Origin of the sequence: uncultured Maribacter sp. (assembly GCF_963975365.1) — a bacterium.
Classification (GTDB): domain Bacteria; phylum Bacteroidota; class Bacteroidia; order Flavobacteriales; family Flavobacteriaceae; genus Maribacter.
Map to the genome: position 1 here is coordinate 93,114 of NZ_CAXBGF010000009.1, position 19,690 is coordinate 112,803.

The window sequence follows — 19,690 nt, forward strand, 5'->3', positions numbered from 1 at the left end:
AATTTACAACTATCACACTGTTTACCAGTTATTTAACGTATAAATAGTATTATATAACGTATAACTCGCATTAAACAAATTTTGTAAAAACGTAGTTGTTTCAGGAAATAAAACAATATAACAGGCACAAATACCAACTAATTTTAATTGGTATATGCATGATTGTTGGCAAACAAAGGCCGTGTTTTAAAAGCTAAAAACAATAGCACGGACAACAAGCCACAAAAGCCCAAACCTGCGAAAAGGGCCCATACAGAATCTTCAATAAAACTACCTACGAATATAGAAATTGGAATAGATAAGATAGTAGATATAAAACCAGTAATAGCTGCGCCAATACCCGCAATATGACCTATCGGTTCCATTGCAATAGACCTCATATTACCCCATATAAAGCCTAAACAAAGAAATAAAAATGAAAGAAATAGCAATAAAACCAATAAACTAGGGTCTTCTGAATTCCAGAATATTAAACTATATCCTAAGGCTAGCGCCGTAAAGACTACCAATGCCAAAAAGGATAAGTTTCGCATTCCGAAACGTAAAACCAAAGTACCATTCATAAGCGTAGAAATTCCAACTGAAAAAGCCAAACCGGCAAAAACATAAGGAAAGGTTTCGGTTAATCCGTACAAATCTTCAAATACATGTTGAGCAGAACTTAAATACACTAAAAACGACCCCGTAATTAAGCCTGAAATAAGGGTACATGAAACAGTTTCCTTGTACCTCATTATTTCTCTTGTTCCTGTAACAAAAACAGATAAAGAAAATGGTACCTTAAATTTTGGATTCAATGTTTCTTCTTGTCTTTTCCAAAACCAAATACCTACCAACAAAGCGAAAAACAATTGAATATAAAAAATACCTTGCCAACCCATTACATCTAAAATTGCTTTACCTATTGCAGGCGCAACAATTGGTACCAGAATAAAGAATGCGGTTACGAACGACATAATTTTCGCCATGTAATCTCCTCTATATGTATCGCGAATAATAGAGATACTAATTGTTCGGGGAGCAGAAAGTCCTACTCCTTGTAATACGCGACCGACTAACATAATCTCAAGATTAGGGGCTACTAAACATATGACACTTGCAATTAAAAAAATTATGAATCCAAAATAAACTATTGGTTTTCTACCTAGGCTGTCGGAAAGTGGACCAAAAACTAATTGGCCTACCCCTAGACCTAAAAATATCATAGTAACCAATAACTGATTTCTAGTAGGATCAAGGCTATTAATAGATAGCCCTATATCAGCTATAGCCGGTAAAATTGCATCAATGGTCAAAGCCACAATAGACATTAACGAAGCCATTAAGGCTACAAATTCAAAATTGGGTTTTACCTGTTCATTTTGCATCGTGCAAAAATAAGGTTTAGTATTTCAAGCGATGTTATTTAAACTTGATTTTTAAGTTTTGAGCATATTTGAAATTCAAATATGTATTTTTGTAGCAAAATTAAATGTATGCTAATTATTGGGATAGCTGGTGGAACTGGTTGTGGAAAAACTACCGTAGTAAATCAAATTATCAATGAACTACCTAATGAGAAAGTTGGTGTAATTTCACAAGATTCGTACTATAATAACTTATCTCATTTATCCTTAGAAGAAAGAAGAAAAACCAATTTCGACCATCCAAGTTCAATAGATTTCGCCCTTTTAGAGCAACATTTAATCGAACTTAAAAATGGAAAATCTATAGAGCAACCCGTATATTCATTTCTTGAGTGCAATAGAACGGCGAAAACGATTCTTACCCACCCTACCAAAGTAATAATTGTTGAGGGAATTTTGATAATGACCAATTCGGCCATTCGTAAGATGTTCGATATTAAAATATTTGTACATGCAGATACCGATGAAAGACTTATTAGAAGGTTAAAGCGTGATGTAAATGAAAGAGGTTGGGATTTAGATGAAACCATAGAAAAGTATCAGTCTATTATTAAACCGATGCATGAGCAATTTATTGAACCAACAAAAGAGTATGCCGATATTATAATTCCGAATAACAAATACAATACCGTTGCAGTTGAAATCGTAAAGAGTATAATCAATGAAAAATTAATGCAAGAGTAATGGCATTTAAAGATTTAAAGCAAAAAAAATGGTTTAAAATTATGACCAATATGTATGTATTGGTACTTTCTGTTTTTGTAGTTTGGATGCTTTTTTTTGACACCAATTCTTTATTAATTCATTTAGAATTGAGAAAGGAAATAAAAAAACTAGAGAAAACACAAGACTTCTTAAAAGAAGAGATTGCCAAGGACAAAATAATTATTGAAAAATTATCAGATGAAGGCGAGCTCGAACGGTTTGCTCGAGAAGAATATTATTTAAAGAAAAAGAACGAGGAAATTTATCTGATTGAATATGAAGATAGCTTAAAACAAAAAGAAAATAATTAATTTAATATTTTTTTAATAAGTTATCCCCAACAGAAATACTAAGCATAAATGTGTTGCTTAACCCTTTCATAATTAAAAGTTTAACGCATTTTTAATGAAATGCCTTTGGTTATTCACCTAGTGTTAACAAAATCCTTTCATTAGCCCCATAAATAATCGTATTTTTACGACTTAATTTACTTTGAATATGGGCAAGATTATTGCTATTGCTAATCAAAAAGGAGGGGTAGGTAAAACTACCACTACAGTAAATTTAGCTGCCTCGCTAGGTGTATTGGAAAAAAAAGTATTATTAATTGATGCAGACCCGCAAGCCAATGCAACTTCGGGGCTAGGTATTGATGTAGATAGTGTTGAATTAGGCTCCTATCAGCTATTAGAGCATACAAAAAGTGCCAAAGAGACTATCATAAATACAACATCACCAAATGTTGATTTGATTCCTGCACATATTGACTTAGTTGCTATTGAAATTGAATTGGTAGATAAAGAGGAGCGCGAGTATATGCTGAAGAAGGCAATCATTGATCTCAAGAAAGACTACGATTATATATTGATTGACTGCGCACCTTCATTAGGTTTATTAACATTGAACGCTTTAACAGCTGCAGATTCTATCATTATACCAATACAATGCGAGTATTTCGCTCTTGAAGGTTTAGGAAAACTTTTAAACACGATAAAAAGTGTTCAGCGACTGCATAATCCTGATTTAGATATTGAAGGCATGTTATTGACCATGTATGATTCTAGACTGCGCCTCTCGAACCAGGTAGTAGATGAAGTGCGGAAGCATTTTGGAGATATGGTTTTCAATACTGTTATTCAACGTAATGTGCGTTTAAGTGAGGCACCTAGTTATGGAGAAAGCATTATCAAATATGACGCTGCAAGTAAAGGAGCGACCAATTATTTGAATATGGCAGATGAAATAGTCAAAAAAAATAAGCAGACGGTTTAAGTATGGCAAAAGCGACAAAGAAACAAGCTTTAGGTAGAGGACTTTCGGCTCTTTTAAAAGATCCGGAAAATGATATAAAATCTGCAACTGACAAAAATGCAGATAAAGTAGTTGGTAATATTATTGAACTAGATTTAGAACATATTGAGGTCAACCCGTTTCAACCACGTTCTAATTTTAATGATGAAACCATAAAAGAATTAGCCACTTCTATTCGAGAACTTGGTGTAATTCAACCTATTACCGTACGAAAATTAGGATTCAACGAATACCAATTAGTTTCTGGGGAAAGAAGATATCGTGCATCTAAGTTATTAGGATTAGAGACTATACCTGCATACATACGTATCGCGAATGATCAGGAATCTTTAGAAATGGCCTTAGTTGAAAATATTCAACGTCAAGATTTAGACCCTATCGAAATTGCATTGTCCTACCAACGATTAATCGATGAAATTAATCTTACCCAAGAAAAATTAAGTGAGCGTGTTGGTAAAAAAAGGTCCACAATTGCCAATTACCTACGTTTACTGAAATTGGATCCAATCATACAAACAGGTATGAGAGATGGCTTTTTAAGCATGGGCCACGGTAGAGCCTTGGTTAATATCGATAAAAAGCAGGACCAAATTGCTCTCTATGAAAAAATCATCTTTGACAACCTCTCTGTGAGAGATACTGAAAGTGCAGTAAAAGCATATCATTCTGATGAAGAAGTTACAGAAGAAATAACAAAACCAATTCAAAAAGAAGCTTCTGTATTTGTTCGCAAGGGGATTAAAGAATTAACCGATGCTTTATCAGTTAAAGTGGATATAAAATCTACTGATAATGCCAGAGGAAAAATCACTATTCCATTTAAATCTCAAGAGGAGTTCGACCGTATCAAAAAATTGATAACAGGTGCATAACTATATCACTTTATTAATTGTACTTCTATATTCTATACATTCTTGCTTTTCTCAAGAAAATCAAGTAACGGCGCCTATAACAGAAACCGATAGCACATCAACCACCCTTTCTGAACAAGGTATTATAATAAAAAACTCCGTTTCCTTTAAGAAATCTAAAAAAGAATTTAATCCGCTTGCACCTAGTAAAGCGGCTTTTTATTCCGCCATTTTACCTGGAATGGGACAGATATACAATAAAAGGTATTGGAAAGCTCCCATTGCATGGGGACTTGTTGGTGGTAGTATTTACATGTACACTTGGAACAATGATAATTATCAGCGTTTTCGCACCGCCTTTAAAAGTAGGCAGGCAGGCTTTACCGATGATGAGTTTTATGATCTAAATAATGGGATTATTCCTTCTTTAGATAATGATGATCTTGAATACCAACAAGAACGCTTTCAAAGTGACCGTGATCTATGGTTGGTTGTTACAATTGGCATGTATGCACTGAATATTGTAGATGCAAATGTAGATGCACATTTAAAGCAATTTAATATTGATGATGATCTTAGTATAGATTTTGAACCTTATTTTGATTTTAACCAAATCACCAATAGTCCAAATTATGGTATGGCCTTAATTATAAAATTTTAAGAATGAGAATTGCACTTTTCGGATACGGAAAAATGGGTCGGATGATAGAGCTGGTTGCCCTAAATCGAGGTCATGAAATCGTTGCCAAAATTGATGAGCATACACAGAATATAGATTTTAATTCTATCGATGTTGCTATAGATTTTAGTATGCCAGAAGCGGCTTACAACAATATAACAAAATGCCTGGAAAACAACGTTCCTGTTATATCTGGTACAACTGGGTGGTTAGATAAATACAAAGATGCCGTTGCATTGTGTGAAAGTCGAAATGGCGCTTTTATCTATGCCTCTAATTTTAGTCTAGGAGTAAACATCTTTTTCGAGTTAAATAACTATTTGGCCAAAATGATGCAGAACTTGCCAGAGTACAAAGTCTCAATAGAAGAAATTCATCATACGCAAAAACTGGATGCACCAAGTGGAACCGCTATTACTTTGGCTGAAGGAGTCATTACAAACTCAAAATACACCCAATGGAAATTAGATGATGATTCCAATGGATCATTGCCTATCACCGCTAAAAGAATAGGTGAAACTCCGGGAACCCACACTGTAACATATGACAATGTTGTAGATAGTATTGAAATAAAACATACCGCACACAATAGAGAAGGATTTGCTTTGGGAGCAGTTACCGCAGCGGAATGGATTATTGGTAAAACCGGTATTTTCTCTATGCGAGATGTGTTAAACCTTGCTTAAAAAACGTAACAATAATCAAACAAAAAGACTGATGGATTATTGATGTTAAAAAAAGCATCGAAAAAGATTCATATTATTTCTATAAAAACAAAGCTCATGAACGCCACTCAATGGATTATTTTCACTCTACTTATACAGGTCTTACATTTTTTAGGTACTTGGAAATTATATGTAAAAGCAGGTAGAAAAGCTTGGGAAGCAGCGATACCAGTTTACAATGCTATAGTTTTGATGCAAATTATAAATAGGCCTAAATGGTGGGTGATTTTATTATTTATCCCAATAATCAACTTATTGATGTTTCCTGTAATTTGGGTTGAAACAATAAGAAGTTTTGGTCGTAATAGCACGTTAGAAACGTGGCTTGTTGTCATCACCCTCGGCCTTTACATCTACTACGTCAATTATTCGCTAGACGTCACCTACATACAAGATAGAAGTCTACAGCCAAAAACTGCCATGGGCGAATGGGTCAGTTCTATAGTATTTGCAATTGTAGCAGCTACCTTGGTACATACCTACTTCATTCAACCTTATGTAATTCCTACAGGGTCTTTAGAACGTACATTGAGAGTGGGTGATTTTCTTTTTGTAAGTAAATTTCACTATGGTGCAAGAACACCAATGACTACGGTTGCAGCACCAATGGTTCACGATACACTTCCTGTCTTAGGAGTTCCTTCTTATTTAAAAAAGCCACAACTACCCTATTTTAGGCTTCCTGGTTTTACCAAAGTCGAGCGAAATGATATTGTAGTTTTTAGCTGGCCTGCCGATACAGTGCGTGTATTCTTTAAAAAAGAAAAAGGGGTAGATAAGCCTATTGACAAAAAATCGAATTATGTTAAGCGATGTGTGGGTATACCAGGCGATTCACTAGAAGTTCGAAATGGATATGTTTTTATTAATGGGAAGCAATTAGAATTGCCCGGAAGCGCCAAACCACAGTTTGATTATAGGGTATATAGCTCAAAAGGTGTATCCTCAAGAACCCTTGATGCATTAGGCATCACAGACTTCACTAGAAAATATTTATCTAGTCCATTAAATCAAGAGCAGGTTAACGCAGTACGAAGTTATCTCCTAGGATACAATCAAGCTGAAAATGGTCAAATAGAACTGTACACAAAAGGTTCTGGCATACCTGCCAAGATTATTTCGAAATATCGATTATCCCTGAAAGAGATTACCGACCGTGAACGCATAGTACCTTTAACCGCTGATATGGTTAAAACACTTAAAGCTGACGCTAACATTGATTCCGTAATTCAAAATGTAGCTGAAAAAGGACTACGAGGGGTCAATTTATTTCCTCAAAGTCCTGATTATCCATGGAATTACAGTCAGATGGGACCTATTTATATTCCTCAAAAAGGAGCTACTATAGATTTGAATCTTAAAGTTTTACCACTTTACAAAAAGATTATTAGAGAATACGAAAAAAATGAAATTTCCGTATCAGGTAATCAGATACTTATTAATGGAGAACCTACATCTACCTATACATTTCAACAAGATTATTATTGGATGATGGGTGATAATAGAGACCATTCTGAAGATAGTAGAGCTTGGGGGTATGTGCCTGAAAATCATATAGTAGGAACACCAATTTTCATTTGGATGAGTTTCGATAATTTCACTGAAGGTATTAGCAATTGGAGACCTAGATGGGACCGTATCTTCACCACAGTAAATGGGGAAGGTGAGCCACAGTCTTACTTCAAGTATTTTTTAATTCTATTAGGTGCTTATTTCGTTGGAAACTGGTTTTGGAAACGAAAGAAATCTAAGAAATAAATTAGACACTTAAACTGTAAATCTTAACTGATGAAATTAATTCATCCATCTTATTTTCCGAACATTCTTACGTTCAGTTATATTATGCACCATGATATCTGTTGGGAAGTAGAGGATAATTACCAAAAACAGACCTATAGAAACCGAACATATATTTGTACCGACCGAGGCAAACACATACTTAGCATACCTATTGTTCACGTAGGTAAAGCCAACGGCAGACAAAAATATAAAGATGTTGCCTTAGACAATTCGTACCCGTGGCAAAGACAACATTGGCGTACATTAGAAACAGCATACAGAACGTCACCCTTCTTTGAGTTTTATGAAGATGATATTAAACCATTATACACAGAAACATTTGATGGTTTACTAGACTTTAACCTAAAAACCATAGAAACTATTTTCAAGTGTCTTCAATTAGAAATGCCACAAACCAAAACAGAAGAGTTTGAAGAAAATCCTATACAACACGAAGACTATAGATCTTTGATTAGCGCTAAATTAAAAACCAAATTAGACATAGAACCCTATGTCCAAGTATTTGGTGACCGAAATAGCTTTATACCTAATTTAAGCATCTTAGACTTACTTTTTAATGTTGGACCTAATACGGTAAATTACTTAAATCACGATTTTATTATACCAACTAATGGTTAGGTTTATAGCCCATTATGGCATTCATTTTATCGTACCGATTTTTATAGCTTTTTACTTCTATAAGGAAAATCGATTATGGGTATCGATAATATTATTATTAGGTATACTTATTGATATAGATCACCTTGTAGCTAATCCTATGTTCGACCCAAATCGTTGCAGTATTAATTTTCACCCACTTCATAGCTACTGGGCAATAGCACTATATATTATTCTCTTTTTATTAAAAAAAACAAGAGTAATAGGTTTGGCCTTCTTACTACATATACTTGCAGATACCGTAGATTGTCTATTTATTCGGTCGGAATTTTAATAGTCGCCATAATGGGTTCATGGTCAGAAAGATCAATATCATAATTCTTATGAGATTGGACTTCAAAAGATACGTCTACCAAAATATAATCGATTCGAAATGGTAATTTCCAGAAGTTGATGGTCTTACCATAACCTCTGCCCCTTTCCAAAAAACTATCCCTTAAATCACCCTTAATAGTAAAATATGAGTTTGAAAATTGAGTATTATTAAAGTCACCACAAACAATATTTTTATAAGGACTAGTATTCATATGCTCTCTAACAATTGTAGACTGTTCTTGCTGCTTGGCAAAAGAATGTCGTAATCTTTCGAATAATTTATCTGAACGTTCTCTTTTAATGCTATTCGGCCTTATTTTTAAAGATTCTAAATGAAGGTTATAAATACGAATTGTATCCTTCTTGTATTTTACATCCACAAATATTGCGCTATTGGAGGATTCAGGAAATTCTAAAAGTCCCTCTTCTAAAATTTTAAACTTAGAATACACCGCTTGAATAACCCTTCCATTATCAGGTCCGAATTCGAAATCAACATATTTATATGGGTATTCTTCAAAATAATGAGATCTAATTTTCTTGTAATCGAACTCTTGAAAACAAATAATATCAGGACGTTCATTTTGAATAAACTTGACTATGGTTTCACCAGCAGTACTTTTCCATTCATCCTCTTTACCTCTAAAACCCAAACTATTAAAACTCATAATTGAAATTGAGTCTTCATTACTTATAGATTTATTCATTGAGTTAAAACCAATAAACGTACCTAAGGCAAAATAACCATAAACCAAAATTGATAGGGAGAGAAGGAAATACAATTTCTTACATAATAACCAATATACAAAGAATAAAATATTCACAAAAACCAATAAAGGCACTGCTAAACTAACAAATGCCAAACTAGCCGATGAAGTATATGGAATAATACATGCCAACAATAAACAAAAAGAGAAAATCATGTTTAATAGCAACATGATTTTTGAGAAAAACGATTGTTTTTTCATCTTGTTCAGTTCTCTTTACCGGCTTTAAATAAAAAGTCTTTTTCTACTTTAGAAAGGCTTTCATAGCCAGACTTACTTATTTTATCAAGTATGGCATCAATTTTTTTTTGATGGGCTATTTTATCATAATCTACCGCAGAAGAATTGCTGCTACTCGTCTTTTTATTTTTATAAACAGTTTTCATCGGAGCCTTCTTTTCAGAACCTTTAAATAGATTTGCAATACTATCCATAAACCTTGAGAAACCAGCACCTATATCATTACCTTTAAATAATTGGCTCGCGTATAAATAACCTAAGAAAGCACCTCCTAAGTGTGCCAAATGTCCTCCAGAATTGCTTATAGGCAATTGAACTAAATCTGATAAAACAATGACCGCTCCGACCATCCAAAGTTTTACATTGAAAAAAATAATTCTCACTTCTTGATTGGGCAGATACGTACACACAAAAATAAGTACTGCGCTTGCTCCGGCAGAAGCTCCAATAAGCAATGCATTAGTGTTAAAAAAAGCAGGAAAGATGTTGTAGCCCACAACGAAAAACAATCCTCCTAAAATGACACCGAGTAAATAAACGTTTAAAAATCGTTTGGCATCAAATAGGTTAAGGAAGATTTTCCCAACAAAATATATCATTAACATATTCCAAAATAAATGCCCAATACCGCCATGAAAAAAGGAATAAGTAATAATCGACCAAGGCTGAAATGCAATATCAACGATATCATTTGGCAGCTCGAACCATTGCACAATACTGTTTTTGGGTATACCCAATAAAAAAGGCACTAAAGCATTAACGATAAAAACTAAAACGTTTATCGCAATTAGCTTTTCTGCAATGTTTAACCTGCTAAACTGATATTTTAAATCGGGTTGAGCCATACCTTAGTTCCATCTATTATTTTTGAATTGATTTTTTTTCCAGTACCACATCATTAAGAATCCGAATAACGCCCCACCAACATGGGCAAAGTGGGCAATTCCTTGTCCGAATAAACTATACCCAGTTACACCAGAAAACAAATCTAATGCGATAAGCACAGGAATAAAGAACTTTGCTTTTATAGGTACTGGCAAGAATATAAGAAAGAGTTCGCTATTGGGAAATGACATACCAAAAGCCACAAGTATACCATAAACAGCACCAGAAGCACCTACTACCGGTGTATTGAATGCTCCAAGAAAATTATCGATGGTTGTTTTGCCTGCAATAGAATACCATTCTGTATAATATTGTCCATTATTGATAATCTCTAAAATGCTACTTTCCGTCAACCCAGATTCAATTAAGGCGTTCATACCAGTATTGTAATAATAATAGTTAACTCCAATATGAATTAAAGCTGCACCTAAACCTGCAGATATATAAAAAAACAAAAATTTATTTCTACCCCACATTTGTTCTAATGGGGTACCAAAAGCCCACAGCGCATACATATTAAACAAAATATGCATAAACCCGCCATGCATAAACATATGGGTAATAATTTGCCACAGCTGAAAATGCTCATTCTTAGGAAAATATAGCGAAAACAACTCATAAATTTGTGCGCCAAACATTTGTGCAGCAACAAAGAACAGAACGTTAATTATAAGTAAGTGTTTGATTGTTTCTGTTATTCTTCCCATTTAAATAAATTTTCGTTCAATATCATTCTCAGTGATTGTCATAAATACTTTTTTATTAAACGGACTCAAGGTAGTTTCCTTACAGGCAAATAAATCATTTACCAATTTCACTTGAGAAAACTCATCTAACGTTTCACCAGTTTTAACCGATAAAGTTTTTGCCAGTGTTTTTGCTAACATATCGCTTTGCGAAAAACTATCACCCGGCACCTCTTGTTGAAAGTCAGAAATTAACTGCTCCATTATCATTTGCACTTCACTCTCTGCGACTAAGACAGGTACTCCCTTAATTTCTACGCCATCTTCAGCAACTTCACCAAATACAAACCCAACGGTACATAAATTCTCTTTAATTTCATTTAGAATACTAATTTCACTTGGCGAAAACGACAATGTAAGCGGAAATAATAATTGCTGGCTAACCGCTTCTTTAATAGTTATATTTTTTAAGAATTTCTCGTAAAGAACGCGTTGATGTGCCCTGCTCTGATTGATAACGACCATACCAGATTTTATCGTCGTAATAATATATTTTTTACGCAATTGAAAAGTAGTTGTCGTATGATCTACTACCTCTTTACCTTCGTCAAAAATACTACTATTTACAACTTCAGACTCAAACTCTAAATTACTATTATCTTCCAAAGACACTTCCATGCCAGTGTATAAGTTTTCCCATCCTTCAACCTTTGGTTTAGCATAGTTACTCGTAGCATTACCTCTTGACGTTTTAACAGCCTCAAATGGATTGAATGAGGAATCAACAACGACTTGGGGTATACCAACTTCCTTATTTTTATATGAATATGGTGTTTCTAAATTCTGGTCTTGTTCAAAATCTAAAGTTGGGATAACATTAAATTGACCCAAACTATGCTTAACCGTAGACTTGAGCATCGCATATAAGGTATGCTCATCGTCAAATTTCACTTCTGTTTTGGTTGGATGTATATTGATATCAATAGTACCGGGATCAACCTCTAAGTTCAAAAAATAACCTGGGTGAGTACCAGGCCGAATTAATCCTTCGAAAGCCCCTAATATAGCATGATGCAAATACGGACTCTTAATAAACCGATTATTGGCAAAGAAAAACTGCTCACCCCTACTCTTTTTGGCAAACTCAGGTTTTTGTATGTAACCTGAAATTTTAACAACTTGAGTTTCCTCTTCAACAGGAACTAATTTTTCATCTGTTTTTCTTCCGAAAATTTGAACAATTCGTTTTCTAAAATCATTAGTCGGTAATTGAAAAACATCACTACCATTATTATAAAAATTAAAAGCAACTTGAGGATGCGCTAATGATATTCTATGAAACTCATCGGTAATATGTCTAAATTCAACTTGGTCAGATTTTAAAAAATTTCGACGGGCCGGTATATTGAAAAATAAATTTTTGACTAGCATTGAAGTCCCTTTTGGCGCAACAACTACTTCTTGGGCAACAACTTTACTTCCCTCTATTTTTATTCGTGTGCCAATCTCATCTTCTTCAGTTCTGGTAAGCATTTCTACATGCGCGATTGCAGCGATAGAAGCCAAAGCTTCACCTCTAAAACCTTTGGTATGCAAATTGAATAAATCTTCAGCCTTTTGAATTTTAGATGTAGCATGGCGTTCAAAACTTAACCGCGCATCGGTACCACTCATACCCTTTCCATTGTCTACAATTTGTATCAATGTTTTACCACCATCTTTTACAATTAGTTGAATTTCGGTTGCCCCGGCATCTATCGCATTCTCCAATAATTCTTTAACTACAGAAGAAGGACGCTGAACAACTTCACCTGCAGCAATTTGATTTGCGACATGGTCAGGTAATAATCTAATAATATCGGCCATTATGAAGAAAAGAATATTGAGAGGTCAAAATCAATTATATAAAGGAAAATAAGTACTAAAACAGCCAAGATTACTAGCATTCTAATCTTCAGATTACGATCACCTTTTCTTTTAGTATCTTCTAAAGCACGATTGATTTTTCTTTTTAATCCTCGAGATGTATCTAAAGTGCTACGAAATTGGTCGAACTTGGGTTCCATCTTAAAAGGATTGCCTTTACCCTTGCCATCATAATACCTAGGATTATAGTCGAACTTCCTATTTTTTCGTAACCGTGTTATTTTACTCAACATCCCCATAATACCAAAGTTACTTAAAATAGAAAAACAGGGCATACAAGGAATGCCAAAATTTGTTAACAGGTACAGTAAACCTATATAAAAGATAGGCTTTACAATGAATTAAAAACAAATTTGAAGATTACTCTTTACCTAGTACGGCCATTTTAATGGCAGCGATTGCAGCCTCAGTACCTTTGTTACCATGCTTACCTCCACTACGATCAATAGATTGTTGAATAGTATTGTCTGTAAGCACACAAAATATCACAGGTACATTCATGGTAACGTTTAAATCTTTTATGCCTTGCGCTGTGGCCTCACAAACAAAATCGAAATGCTTAGTTTCGCCTTGTATTACACTACCAATAGCAATAACTACATCGACGTTCTGTGTCTCGATCATTTTCTTTGAACCATAAGTCAGTTCAAAACTACCTGGCACATTCCATCTTAAAATATCCGATTTCTCTGCACCGCAATCCAGTAAAGCTTCTAATGCTCCAGAAAACAGCCCTTCTGTTATCTCAGAATTCCACTCAGAAACAACAATCCCAAACCGAAGTCCGTTCGCGTTTGGGATTGTTGCTTTATCATATACTGATAAATTTTTATTTATTGTTGCCATTACTCACCACTTTTAGCCATTCCTATAAAAGCATTTATAGAACTTGCATTTTCTGATTTTGGAAACTCACTTTTAATTCTTTCAAAAAAGTCCAAAGCTTTACTCTTATCTCCCATTTCCAATGCTGTTACACCTGCTTTGTATAAGAATTTAGGGGTAGTGTATTCATTTTCACTATGGGCTACTGCAGCTTCATAATAACCTAAAGCATCCGAAGGTTGGTCTAATTGCATAAAGGCATCTCCTAAACCACCTTTAGCCAAAGCACCTAAAATGGCATCTTCTGAACTAAAATCTTCTAAATAAGTTATTGCTTCTTGATATTTGTTCATGTTCAAGTAAGACATACCAGCATTGTAATTTGCTAAATTTGCAGCCTTGGTACCACTATATTCTTCAATGATATCTAAGAACCCGTATTTACCATCAGCACCTTCTAAAGCCAATGTAAACAAAGAATCTTTAGCCGTTGTACTGGCCAAAGCCTGATCAAAATATTGTTGCGGATAGTACATTTCATTGGCAGCACTGGTCTCTTTAGGTTTAACAACAAATTGGTTGTAGGCTAAATAACCTAAAACACTTATTGCTATTACGCCAATGGCACCTAAAATATAGTTCTGATTTTTAGAAACCCACTCTTCTGATCTTGAAGCTCCTTCATCTAAAGAACTAAAAACCTCAGCGGTTGTACTTTCCTGCTCTTCAAACTCTTGCTTTTCTTCTTTGGTTTCAGGTTTATATCCTCTTTTCTTATATGTTGCCATCTCTAAATTTATTGGTCGCGCAAAAATAAAGGTTTTATTGAAATCCTATAGTTTATTTATTCGTTATTTTTGGATATTTTATGGTAATTTCCATCCTTCCAAAATCAAAATTCAATAAATTTAATGCTGCTGAGACAATTATCATTGATCAATTACAAAAATTTTGAGTCCAAAGAACTTGTATTCGATGCTAAAATAAATTGTTTTGTTGGCGATAACGGTATCGGTAAAACCAATATTCTCGATGCTATTTATCATCTTTCTTTCGGGAAAAGCTACTTCAATCCAATTTCTTCACAAAATATTCGTCATGGATCCGACTTCTTTGTTATTGACGGAACCTTCGAAAAAGATGATAGAGAAGAAAAAATTGTGTGCAGTTTAAAAAGAAACAATAAAAAAATAATTAAAAGAAATGGAAAAGCATACGAGCGATTTGCCGATCATATAGGTTTACTGCCGTTAGTTATAATTTCCCCTGCAGATAGAGATTTAATAATTGAAGGTAGTGATACTCGCCGCAAATTTATTGATGGGGTTATCAGTCAATCCGACAAAAAATATTTACAACACCTTATAAATTATAACAAAGTAGTATCACAAAGAAATGCACTTTTAAAATATTTTGCCGCTAATCGCACTTTTAACAAAGATACTTTAGCGGTCTACAATGAGCAATTACATAAATACGGTACTGAAATATTCAATAAAAGAACTTCTTTTTTAAAAGCCTTTATTCCAATTTTTCAAGAGCAATACAAAGCCATAACTGGTAATACTGAAAAAGTATCACTAAGCTACGATAGTAAATTATTACATGACGATCTACTAACTTTACTAATCAAAAACCTAGATAAAGACCGCGCATTACAGTACACCAGTGTTGGTATTCACAAAGACGACCTTAATTTTGAGATAAGTGATTTTCCCATTAAAAAATTCGGAAGTCAAGGTCAACAAAAATCATTTCTGATAGCCCTTAAATTCGCCCAATTTCATTTTATGAAATCGCAAAGTGGCACAACTCCTATTCTAATCTTAGATGATATTTTCGACAAATTAGATGAACATCGTGTATCACATATTATTACTTTAGTAAATGACGAGAATTTCGGTCAGATTTTCTTAAGTGACACCCACGCAGAACGGACAGAAAGTGTTGTTAAAAAAATTCATCAATCGTATAAAATATTCAAACTATAACAATGAAACAGCTTCTTCTATTTTGTACTTTATTAATTAGCTCATGTGGCTCAAAAGTTGACCAAGAGCAATTATATCTTTTAAATGGTTATTGGGAAATAAAAGAGGTTACCTTTAAGGATGGTACCAAAAAAGAATATTCAGTAAATACCACTGTGGATTTTATAAGTTTAGATTCTTTGAAGGGTTATAAAAAAAAAATGAGCCCTAAATTTAATGGTACATTTGAAACTTCTAATGACACCGAGCCAATACAGATTAGAATCTCTAATGATACTATCTTTATAAAATATACGACCGAATTCAATACTTGGGAAGAAGTTTTACTCTCGCTTTCTGAAAAAAGTTTCTCGGTAAAAAACGACCAAGATATTACTTATTTTTATGAACGATATGAACCTATAAACATAAATCCATAATGACAAGAAGAGACAATGAAAACATATCTATGAAAGACGCTCTTTCTGCATTTATTCAAAAGAATAAATTAGAAAAAGGAATGGATAAAGTAGATGCACGAGAAGCATGGGCAAGGTTAATGGGAAATGGAGTAAATAATTACACAACAGAAATTGAATTACGTTTCGATACGCTTTACGTATCATTATCTTCATCTGTCTTAAGAGAAGAATTGAGCTTAGGCAAATCAAAAATAATATGTATGATTAATGAAGAAATAGGTAAAGAACTAGTAAAAAAACTAGTACTCCGCTAAGTAATGGTTGAAGAAAAATAAAAAAGCCAGTTCATATGAACTGGCTTTTTTATTTTATGTTTTGTGATTTAGTAAATTTCTCTACCTGCAAAATGAAAAGAACCTTCAAGCGCAGCATTCTCATCGCTATCTGAACCATGTACTGCATTCTCACCAATACTAGTTGCGAACATTTTACGAATAGTACCTTCAGCTGCATCTGCAGGATTAGTAGCACCTATCAATGCTCTAAAATCTTCAACAGCATTTTCTTTCTCCAAAATAGCAGAAACTATTGGCCCTCTTGTCATGAACTCAACCAACTCGCCAAAGAAAGGACGCTCTCTATGAACACCATAAAATTCTTGTGCATCTCTTAAGCTCAATTGTGTATATTTCATAGCTACTATTTTAAAACCAGCAGCTGTAATTTTTTCTAATATAGCCCCAATATGTCCATTCTCAACGGCATCTGGCTTAATCATAGTAAACGTTCTATTCGTACTCATATCTTAATTTTTGTGCAAAAATACGTTTTTCCACAAAACTTACAACTAATCATAGCTTTGTTCTAATTTCTGCAAGACTATACCGTTATCACCAATGATCTTAAAACCGACCTTTTTAGAAATAAAATCGAACTCTAATGTTCCAAAACTTTCCGTAAAAACAACCTCTCCTACTCTGAACGGATTAGGCTCCCCCGTAAATCCTTTATATGCATGTGTAAGTCCGCTACTCGTAAAATCGATTAATGGATAGTTCAAGTCATCTATTTGTGTTTTTGAAAATTCAGAGATATGACGATCTCCAGATAATATAACAACTCCTTTAGCCCTTGAGCTTGAAATTAATTTTTCTAAACGGCCTACCTCATGAGGAAAATTACCCCATGCCTCAAAACCATGTTCATTTGATAGAACTTGAATACTACTAACAATAATATTAAAATCTGTATTAGATTGGTTTAATTGATTCTCTAACCAATTCCACTGAATTTCTCCGAGTATTGTTCCTTCTCCATAATTATTTGGTTTTACTCTTTTATCGGTTTCAGTATCCAGTGTTATAGCGGTTCTAAAATATCTGGTATCTAAAACTATTATAGTAATACTGCCTTTCTCTATATAATATTTGTTTGAACTATAGACTCCCTCTTGTTTCCTTAATGGACTATCTAATGGAACATTCATGAAATTCAAAAACTCTTGTTGGCTTTCAGATTTAGCCTCAAATTCTACACCGCCGTCATTAAGTCCGTAATCATGATCATCCCAAGTGCCAATGATTTCTGTGTTTTCAACAAGCTTTTTATACTCTTTATTCTTCTTTTGCTCATTATACATTACTCTCAACGCTTCCATATCGTCGGTATCTGCATAAATATTATCTCCGCCCCAAACCCAAACATCAGGTTGTGTATTTAAAATATCATCCCATAATAAATTTGGTAAATCTGTTCTATTACAAGAACCAAAAGCAAGAACAAAATCAGCACTTTCCACCTTATTTATTGATACCTTTTTATTTATGGAACAAGACAGTAATAGAATTGTAATAATAGAAATTAAAGAAATTTTCATTGCTGCAAAATATGTCTGGTTAAAATTAAGTTATTCGGTTTAAAGCCTACATTATTAAATTGTATCTTTGCCGCCATGAATTTAGAGCACCTAAACGAGCTTAAAAAGTTACTTTCTTCTTCAAAGAAAATAGCTATTATACCACATAAAAACCCTGACGGTGATGCAATTGGATCAACGTTAGCGCTTTGGCATTATCTTGTAAATAGTGGACATACCGCGAATATTGTTTCTCCTAATGATTTTCCAAAATTTTTAAAGTGGATGCCAGGAGCAAACAAGATATTAAATTTTGAAAAGGAAAATATACAATCAAAATCATGCATACAAAGTGCAGATATTATTTTTACGTTAGATTTTAATCATTTGGGTCGTGTAGGTCATATGAGCGAAACCTTAGAATCTTCGAACGCCACCTTTGTAATGGTCGATCATCACCAAGAGCCATCTGATTACGCAAAAATCATGTATTCAGATGTGAGTATGAGTTCTACCTGTGAAATGGTCTATGTTCTAATTAAGAAATTAGGTAATGAGAATAGTATAACCTCTGAAATGGCTAACTGTATTTATACAGGTATAATGACAGATACTGGGTCTTTCAAATTTGCTTCTACGACAAGTAATACGCATAGAGTTATTGCTGATCTTATGGACAAAGGTGCAGAAGGCACCGAAATTCATCACCGAATTTACGATACCAATTCGCCAAGCAGATTACATCTTTTGGGCTGCGCATTAAAGAACATGGTTATTCTACAAGAATACCAAACCGCATACATTACACTTAGCCAAGAGGAATTAGACAGATTCGACTACCAAAAAGGAGATACCGAAGGCTTCGTAAACTACGGTTTAACTCTAGATGGTATTCGTTTTGCTGTAATATTCATTGAAAATAAAGAAGAAGGTATTTTTAAAATATCATTTAGATCGGTGGGTGATTTTTCAGTAAATGACTTCGCAAGAAAACATTTTCATGGCGGTGGCCATACCAATGCGGCTGGTGGAAAAAGTGATTATTCGATAGAAGAAACCATTAAATACTTTACTTCGTTATTACCATTATATAAGAATCAATTACAATCATGAGATTAGTTTCATTATTATTTCTATTTATAATATTCAGTAGCTGTGATGGTCCAGAACCTAGAAAACCGGTTCAGACAAAAAGTGGTAGTTTTTTCAAAGAATCTATTGAAAGAAGTCGAAAATTATTAGAAGCTGAAGAAAATAAAATTCAAGCTATTATAAAACTCGATTCACTTAAGGATTATTCTCATAGTGCTTCTGGATCTTGGTACCATTATTTAAATGTAAACGAGGAAAGTGATTATACCCCTAAAACTGATGATTTAGTTGTGTTCAACTATGATCTATTAACTCTGGACAATGACACCATTTACTCAAAAGAAGAAATTGGTATTGTCACCTATAAGGTTAATAAACAGGAGCTTTTTTTAGGACTTCGTGATGCTGTTAAAATGCTCAAAGTAAATGAACGGGCTACTTTTTTGTTTCCTTCTTCAATAGCATTTGGGTATCATGGCGATGAAAATAAAATTGGAAGCAACATTCCTTTAAAATCAACAATTACCATTTTACAAATTGAAAAACAACAAGATATTACAGTAAATTAAAATG

Annotated in this window: 24 protein-coding genes; 14 read left to right on the forward strand and 10 right to left on the reverse strand. The window is 33.8% G+C overall.

All coding sequences use genetic code 11. The annotated features are described in order from the left end of the window. Positions 1–143: 143 nt before the first annotated feature. Positions 144–1,367, reverse strand: coding sequence for a multidrug effflux MFS transporter (locus tag AACZ49_RS11610; RefSeq protein WP_339654896.1), 1,224 nt, complete (start codon positions 1,365–1,367; stop codon positions 144–146). Between the two features lie 108 nt (positions 1,368–1,475). On the opposite strand from AACZ49_RS11610, the gene udk reads away from it, so the two are divergent. The 9 genes from udk to AACZ49_RS11655 all read left to right on the forward strand — a co-directional run bounded on the left by udk (position 1,476) and on the right by AACZ49_RS11655 (position 8,408). Next, positions 1,476–2,090 (forward strand): uridine kinase, encoded by a 615-nt coding sequence (udk, locus tag AACZ49_RS11615; protein ID WP_339654898.1) that lies wholly within the window; start codon positions 1,476–1,478, stop codon positions 2,088–2,090. Continuing rightward, entirely contained in the window at positions 2,090–2,422 is a 333-nt protein-coding gene (locus AACZ49_RS11620; RefSeq protein WP_339654900.1) for a septum formation initiator family protein, read from the forward strand. Before udk ends, AACZ49_RS11620 begins: the two co-directional genes overlap by 1 nt. 187 nt (positions 2,423–2,609) lie before the next feature. After that, entirely contained in the window at positions 2,610–3,383 is a 774-nt protein-coding gene (locus AACZ49_RS11625) for an AAA family ATPase (protein WP_339654902.1), read from the forward strand. Positions 3,384–3,385: 2 nt separating this feature from the next. Then, entirely contained in the window at positions 3,386–4,294 is a 909-nt protein-coding gene (locus AACZ49_RS11630; RefSeq protein ID WP_339654905.1) for a ParB/RepB/Spo0J family partition protein, read from the forward strand. After that, a complete protein-coding gene (locus AACZ49_RS11635; RefSeq protein ID WP_339654908.1) occupies positions 4,287–4,934 on the forward strand; it encodes a DUF5683 domain-containing protein in 648 nt (215 codons plus the stop codon). Before AACZ49_RS11630 ends, AACZ49_RS11635 begins: the two co-directional genes overlap by 8 nt. A gap of 2 nt (positions 4,935–4,936) precedes the next feature. Then, positions 4,937–5,638 carry a 4-hydroxy-tetrahydrodipicolinate reductase gene (dapB, locus tag AACZ49_RS11640; RefSeq protein ID WP_339654911.1) on the forward strand — a complete coding sequence of 234 codons (702 nt, stop codon included), beginning with the start codon at positions 4,937–4,939 and terminating at the stop codon, positions 5,636–5,638. Positions 5,639–5,734: 96 nt separating this feature from the next. Beyond that, positions 5,735–7,435 (forward strand): signal peptidase I, encoded by a 1,701-nt coding sequence (lepB, locus tag AACZ49_RS11645; RefSeq protein ID WP_339654914.1) that lies wholly within the window; start codon positions 5,735–5,737, stop codon positions 7,433–7,435. Positions 7,436–7,465: 30 nt separating this feature from the next. Further along, positions 7,466–8,095 (forward strand): WbqC family protein, encoded by a 630-nt coding sequence (locus AACZ49_RS11650; RefSeq protein WP_339654917.1) that lies wholly within the window; start codon positions 7,466–7,468, stop codon positions 8,093–8,095. Then, positions 8,088–8,408, forward strand: coding sequence for a DUF6122 family protein (locus AACZ49_RS11655; protein WP_339654920.1), 321 nt, complete (start codon positions 8,088–8,090; stop codon positions 8,406–8,408). Before AACZ49_RS11650 ends, AACZ49_RS11655 begins: the two co-directional genes overlap by 8 nt. Here the strand turns inward: AACZ49_RS11655 and AACZ49_RS11660 are convergent. The 7 genes from AACZ49_RS11660 to AACZ49_RS11690 form a co-directional block, all read right to left on the reverse strand. Then, a complete protein-coding gene (locus AACZ49_RS11660) occupies positions 8,389–9,387 on the reverse strand; it encodes an endonuclease/exonuclease/phosphatase family protein (RefSeq protein WP_339654924.1) in 999 nt (332 codons plus the stop codon). The genes AACZ49_RS11655 and AACZ49_RS11660 overlap by 20 nt on opposite strands. A gap of 35 nt (positions 9,388–9,422) precedes the next feature. Continuing rightward, positions 9,423–10,301, reverse strand: coding sequence for a rhomboid family intramembrane serine protease (locus AACZ49_RS11665; protein WP_339654927.1), 879 nt, complete (start codon positions 10,299–10,301; stop codon positions 9,423–9,425). 3 nt (positions 10,302–10,304) lie between these two features. Next, complete coding sequence (locus tag AACZ49_RS11670; RefSeq protein WP_339654929.1) at positions 10,305–11,048, reverse strand: rhomboid family intramembrane serine protease; 744 nt, start codon at positions 11,046–11,048, stop codon at positions 10,305–10,307. After that, positions 11,049–12,893, reverse strand: coding sequence for a DNA mismatch repair endonuclease MutL (mutL, locus tag AACZ49_RS11675; protein ID WP_339654932.1), 1,845 nt, complete (start codon positions 12,891–12,893; stop codon positions 11,049–11,051). Further along, positions 12,893–13,228, reverse strand: coding sequence for a riboflavin synthase subunit beta (locus tag AACZ49_RS11680; RefSeq protein ID WP_339654934.1), 336 nt, complete (start codon positions 13,226–13,228; stop codon positions 12,893–12,895). The genes mutL and AACZ49_RS11680 overlap by 1 nt, the downstream gene beginning before the upstream one ends. A gap of 85 nt (positions 13,229–13,313) precedes the next feature. Continuing rightward, positions 13,314–13,799, reverse strand: coding sequence for a 6,7-dimethyl-8-ribityllumazine synthase (gene ribH / locus AACZ49_RS11685; RefSeq protein ID WP_339654936.1), 486 nt, complete (start codon positions 13,797–13,799; stop codon positions 13,314–13,316). Next, a complete protein-coding gene (locus tag AACZ49_RS11690) occupies positions 13,799–14,566 on the reverse strand; it encodes a tetratricopeptide repeat protein (RefSeq protein ID WP_339654938.1) in 768 nt (255 codons plus the stop codon). The genes ribH and AACZ49_RS11690 overlap by 1 nt, the downstream gene beginning before the upstream one ends. A gap of 123 nt (positions 14,567–14,689) precedes the next feature. Here AACZ49_RS11690 and AACZ49_RS11695 point away from each other — a divergent pair, with 123 nt between their 5' ends. The 3 genes from AACZ49_RS11695 to AACZ49_RS11705 are packed head-to-tail and all read left to right on the forward strand — an operon-like array spanning position 14,690 to position 16,484. Then, positions 14,690–15,769, forward strand: coding sequence for a DNA replication/repair protein RecF (locus AACZ49_RS11695; protein ID WP_339654941.1), 1,080 nt, complete (start codon positions 14,690–14,692; stop codon positions 15,767–15,769). Positions 15,770–15,771: 2 nt separating this feature from the next. Then, positions 15,772–16,188, forward strand: coding sequence for a hypothetical protein (locus AACZ49_RS11700; RefSeq protein ID WP_339654944.1), 417 nt, complete (start codon positions 15,772–15,774; stop codon positions 16,186–16,188). After that, positions 16,188–16,484: a DUF721 domain-containing protein gene (locus tag AACZ49_RS11705; protein WP_339654947.1), complete on the forward strand. Its 297-nt coding sequence runs from the start codon at positions 16,188–16,190 to the stop codon at positions 16,482–16,484. The genes AACZ49_RS11700 and AACZ49_RS11705 overlap by 1 nt, the downstream gene beginning before the upstream one ends. Positions 16,485–16,552: 68 nt before the next feature. Here the strand turns inward: AACZ49_RS11705 and AACZ49_RS11710 are convergent, their stop codons facing one another. Together AACZ49_RS11710 and AACZ49_RS11715 are read right to left on the reverse strand one after the other, a co-directional pair. Further along, positions 16,553–16,972, reverse strand: a complete 420-nt coding sequence (locus AACZ49_RS11710; RefSeq protein WP_091627078.1) for a nucleoside-diphosphate kinase — start codon at positions 16,970–16,972, stop codon at positions 16,553–16,555. A gap of 45 nt (positions 16,973–17,017) precedes the next feature. Further along, positions 17,018–18,046, reverse strand: coding sequence for an alkaline phosphatase D family protein (locus AACZ49_RS11715; RefSeq protein WP_339654952.1), 1,029 nt, complete (start codon positions 18,044–18,046; stop codon positions 17,018–17,020). A 75-nt stretch (positions 18,047–18,121) separates the two neighbouring features. Here AACZ49_RS11715 and AACZ49_RS11720 point away from each other — a divergent pair, with 75 nt between their 5' ends. Together AACZ49_RS11720 and gldI are read left to right on the forward strand one after the other, a co-directional pair. Further along, complete coding sequence (locus tag AACZ49_RS11720) at positions 18,122–19,138, forward strand: bifunctional oligoribonuclease/PAP phosphatase NrnA (RefSeq protein ID WP_339654955.1); 1,017 nt, start codon at positions 18,122–18,124, stop codon at positions 19,136–19,138. Continuing rightward, positions 19,135–19,686 (forward strand): gliding motility-associated peptidyl-prolyl isomerase GldI, encoded by a 552-nt coding sequence (gldI, locus tag AACZ49_RS11725; RefSeq protein ID WP_339654958.1) that lies wholly within the window; start codon positions 19,135–19,137, stop codon positions 19,684–19,686. The genes AACZ49_RS11720 and gldI overlap by 4 nt, the downstream gene beginning before the upstream one ends. Positions 19,687–19,690 lie beyond the last annotated feature (4 nt).

Bases quoted from the DNA above. Each gene is read 5' to 3' on its own strand.
- AACZ49_RS11610 (WP_339654896.1), bottom strand. From the start codon at position 1,367: ATGCAAAATGAACAGGTAAAACCCAATTTTGAATTTGTAGCCTTAATG.
- udk (WP_339654898.1), top strand. From the start codon at position 1,476: ATGCTAATTATTGGGATAGCTGGTGGAACTGGTTGTGGAAAAACTACC.
- AACZ49_RS11620 (WP_339654900.1), top strand. From the start codon at position 2,090: ATGGCATTTAAAGATTTAAAGCAAAAAAAATGGTTTAAAATTATGACC.
- AACZ49_RS11625 (WP_339654902.1), top strand. From the start codon at position 2,610: ATGGGCAAGATTATTGCTATTGCTAATCAAAAAGGAGGGGTAGGTAAA.
- AACZ49_RS11630 (WP_339654905.1), top strand. From the start codon at position 3,386: ATGGCAAAAGCGACAAAGAAACAAGCTTTAGGTAGAGGACTTTCGGCT.
- dapB (WP_339654911.1), top strand. From the start codon at position 4,937: ATGAGAATTGCACTTTTCGGATACGGAAAAATGGGTCGGATGATAGAG.
- lepB (WP_339654914.1), top strand. From the start codon at position 5,735: ATGAACGCCACTCAATGGATTATTTTCACTCTACTTATACAGGTCTTA.
- AACZ49_RS11650 (WP_339654917.1), top strand. From the start codon at position 7,466: ATGAAATTAATTCATCCATCTTATTTTCCGAACATTCTTACGTTCAGT.
- AACZ49_RS11655 (WP_339654920.1), top strand. From the start codon at position 8,088: ATGGTTAGGTTTATAGCCCATTATGGCATTCATTTTATCGTACCGATT.
- AACZ49_RS11660 (WP_339654924.1), bottom strand. From the start codon at position 9,387: ATGTTGCTATTAAACATGATTTTCTCTTTTTGTTTATTGTTGGCATGT.
- AACZ49_RS11665 (WP_339654927.1), bottom strand. From the start codon at position 10,301: ATGGCTCAACCCGATTTAAAATATCAGTTTAGCAGGTTAAACATTGCA.
- AACZ49_RS11670 (WP_339654929.1), bottom strand. From the start codon at position 11,048: ATGGGAAGAATAACAGAAACAATCAAACACTTACTTATAATTAACGTT.
- mutL (WP_339654932.1), bottom strand. From the start codon at position 12,893: ATGGCCGATATTATTAGATTATTACCTGACCATGTCGCAAATCAAATT.
- AACZ49_RS11680 (WP_339654934.1), bottom strand. From the start codon at position 13,228: ATGCCCTGTTTTTCTATTTTAAGTAACTTTGGTATTATGGGGATGTTG.
- ribH (WP_339654936.1), bottom strand. From the start codon at position 13,799: ATGGCAACAATAAATAAAAATTTATCAGTATATGATAAAGCAACAATC.
- AACZ49_RS11690 (WP_339654938.1), bottom strand. From the start codon at position 14,566: ATGGCAACATATAAGAAAAGAGGATATAAACCTGAAACCAAAGAAGAA.
- AACZ49_RS11695 (WP_339654941.1), top strand. From the start codon at position 14,690: ATGCTGCTGAGACAATTATCATTGATCAATTACAAAAATTTTGAGTCC.
- AACZ49_RS11700 (WP_339654944.1), top strand. From the start codon at position 15,772: ATGAAACAGCTTCTTCTATTTTGTACTTTATTAATTAGCTCATGTGGC.
- AACZ49_RS11705 (WP_339654947.1), top strand. From the start codon at position 16,188: ATGACAAGAAGAGACAATGAAAACATATCTATGAAAGACGCTCTTTCT.
- AACZ49_RS11710 (WP_091627078.1), bottom strand. From the start codon at position 16,972: ATGAGTACGAATAGAACGTTTACTATGATTAAGCCAGATGCCGTTGAG.
- AACZ49_RS11715 (WP_339654952.1), bottom strand. From the start codon at position 18,046: ATGAAAATTTCTTTAATTTCTATTATTACAATTCTATTACTGTCTTGT.
- AACZ49_RS11720 (WP_339654955.1), top strand. From the start codon at position 18,122: ATGAATTTAGAGCACCTAAACGAGCTTAAAAAGTTACTTTCTTCTTCA.
- gldI (WP_339654958.1), top strand. From the start codon at position 19,135: ATGAGATTAGTTTCATTATTATTTCTATTTATAATATTCAGTAGCTGT.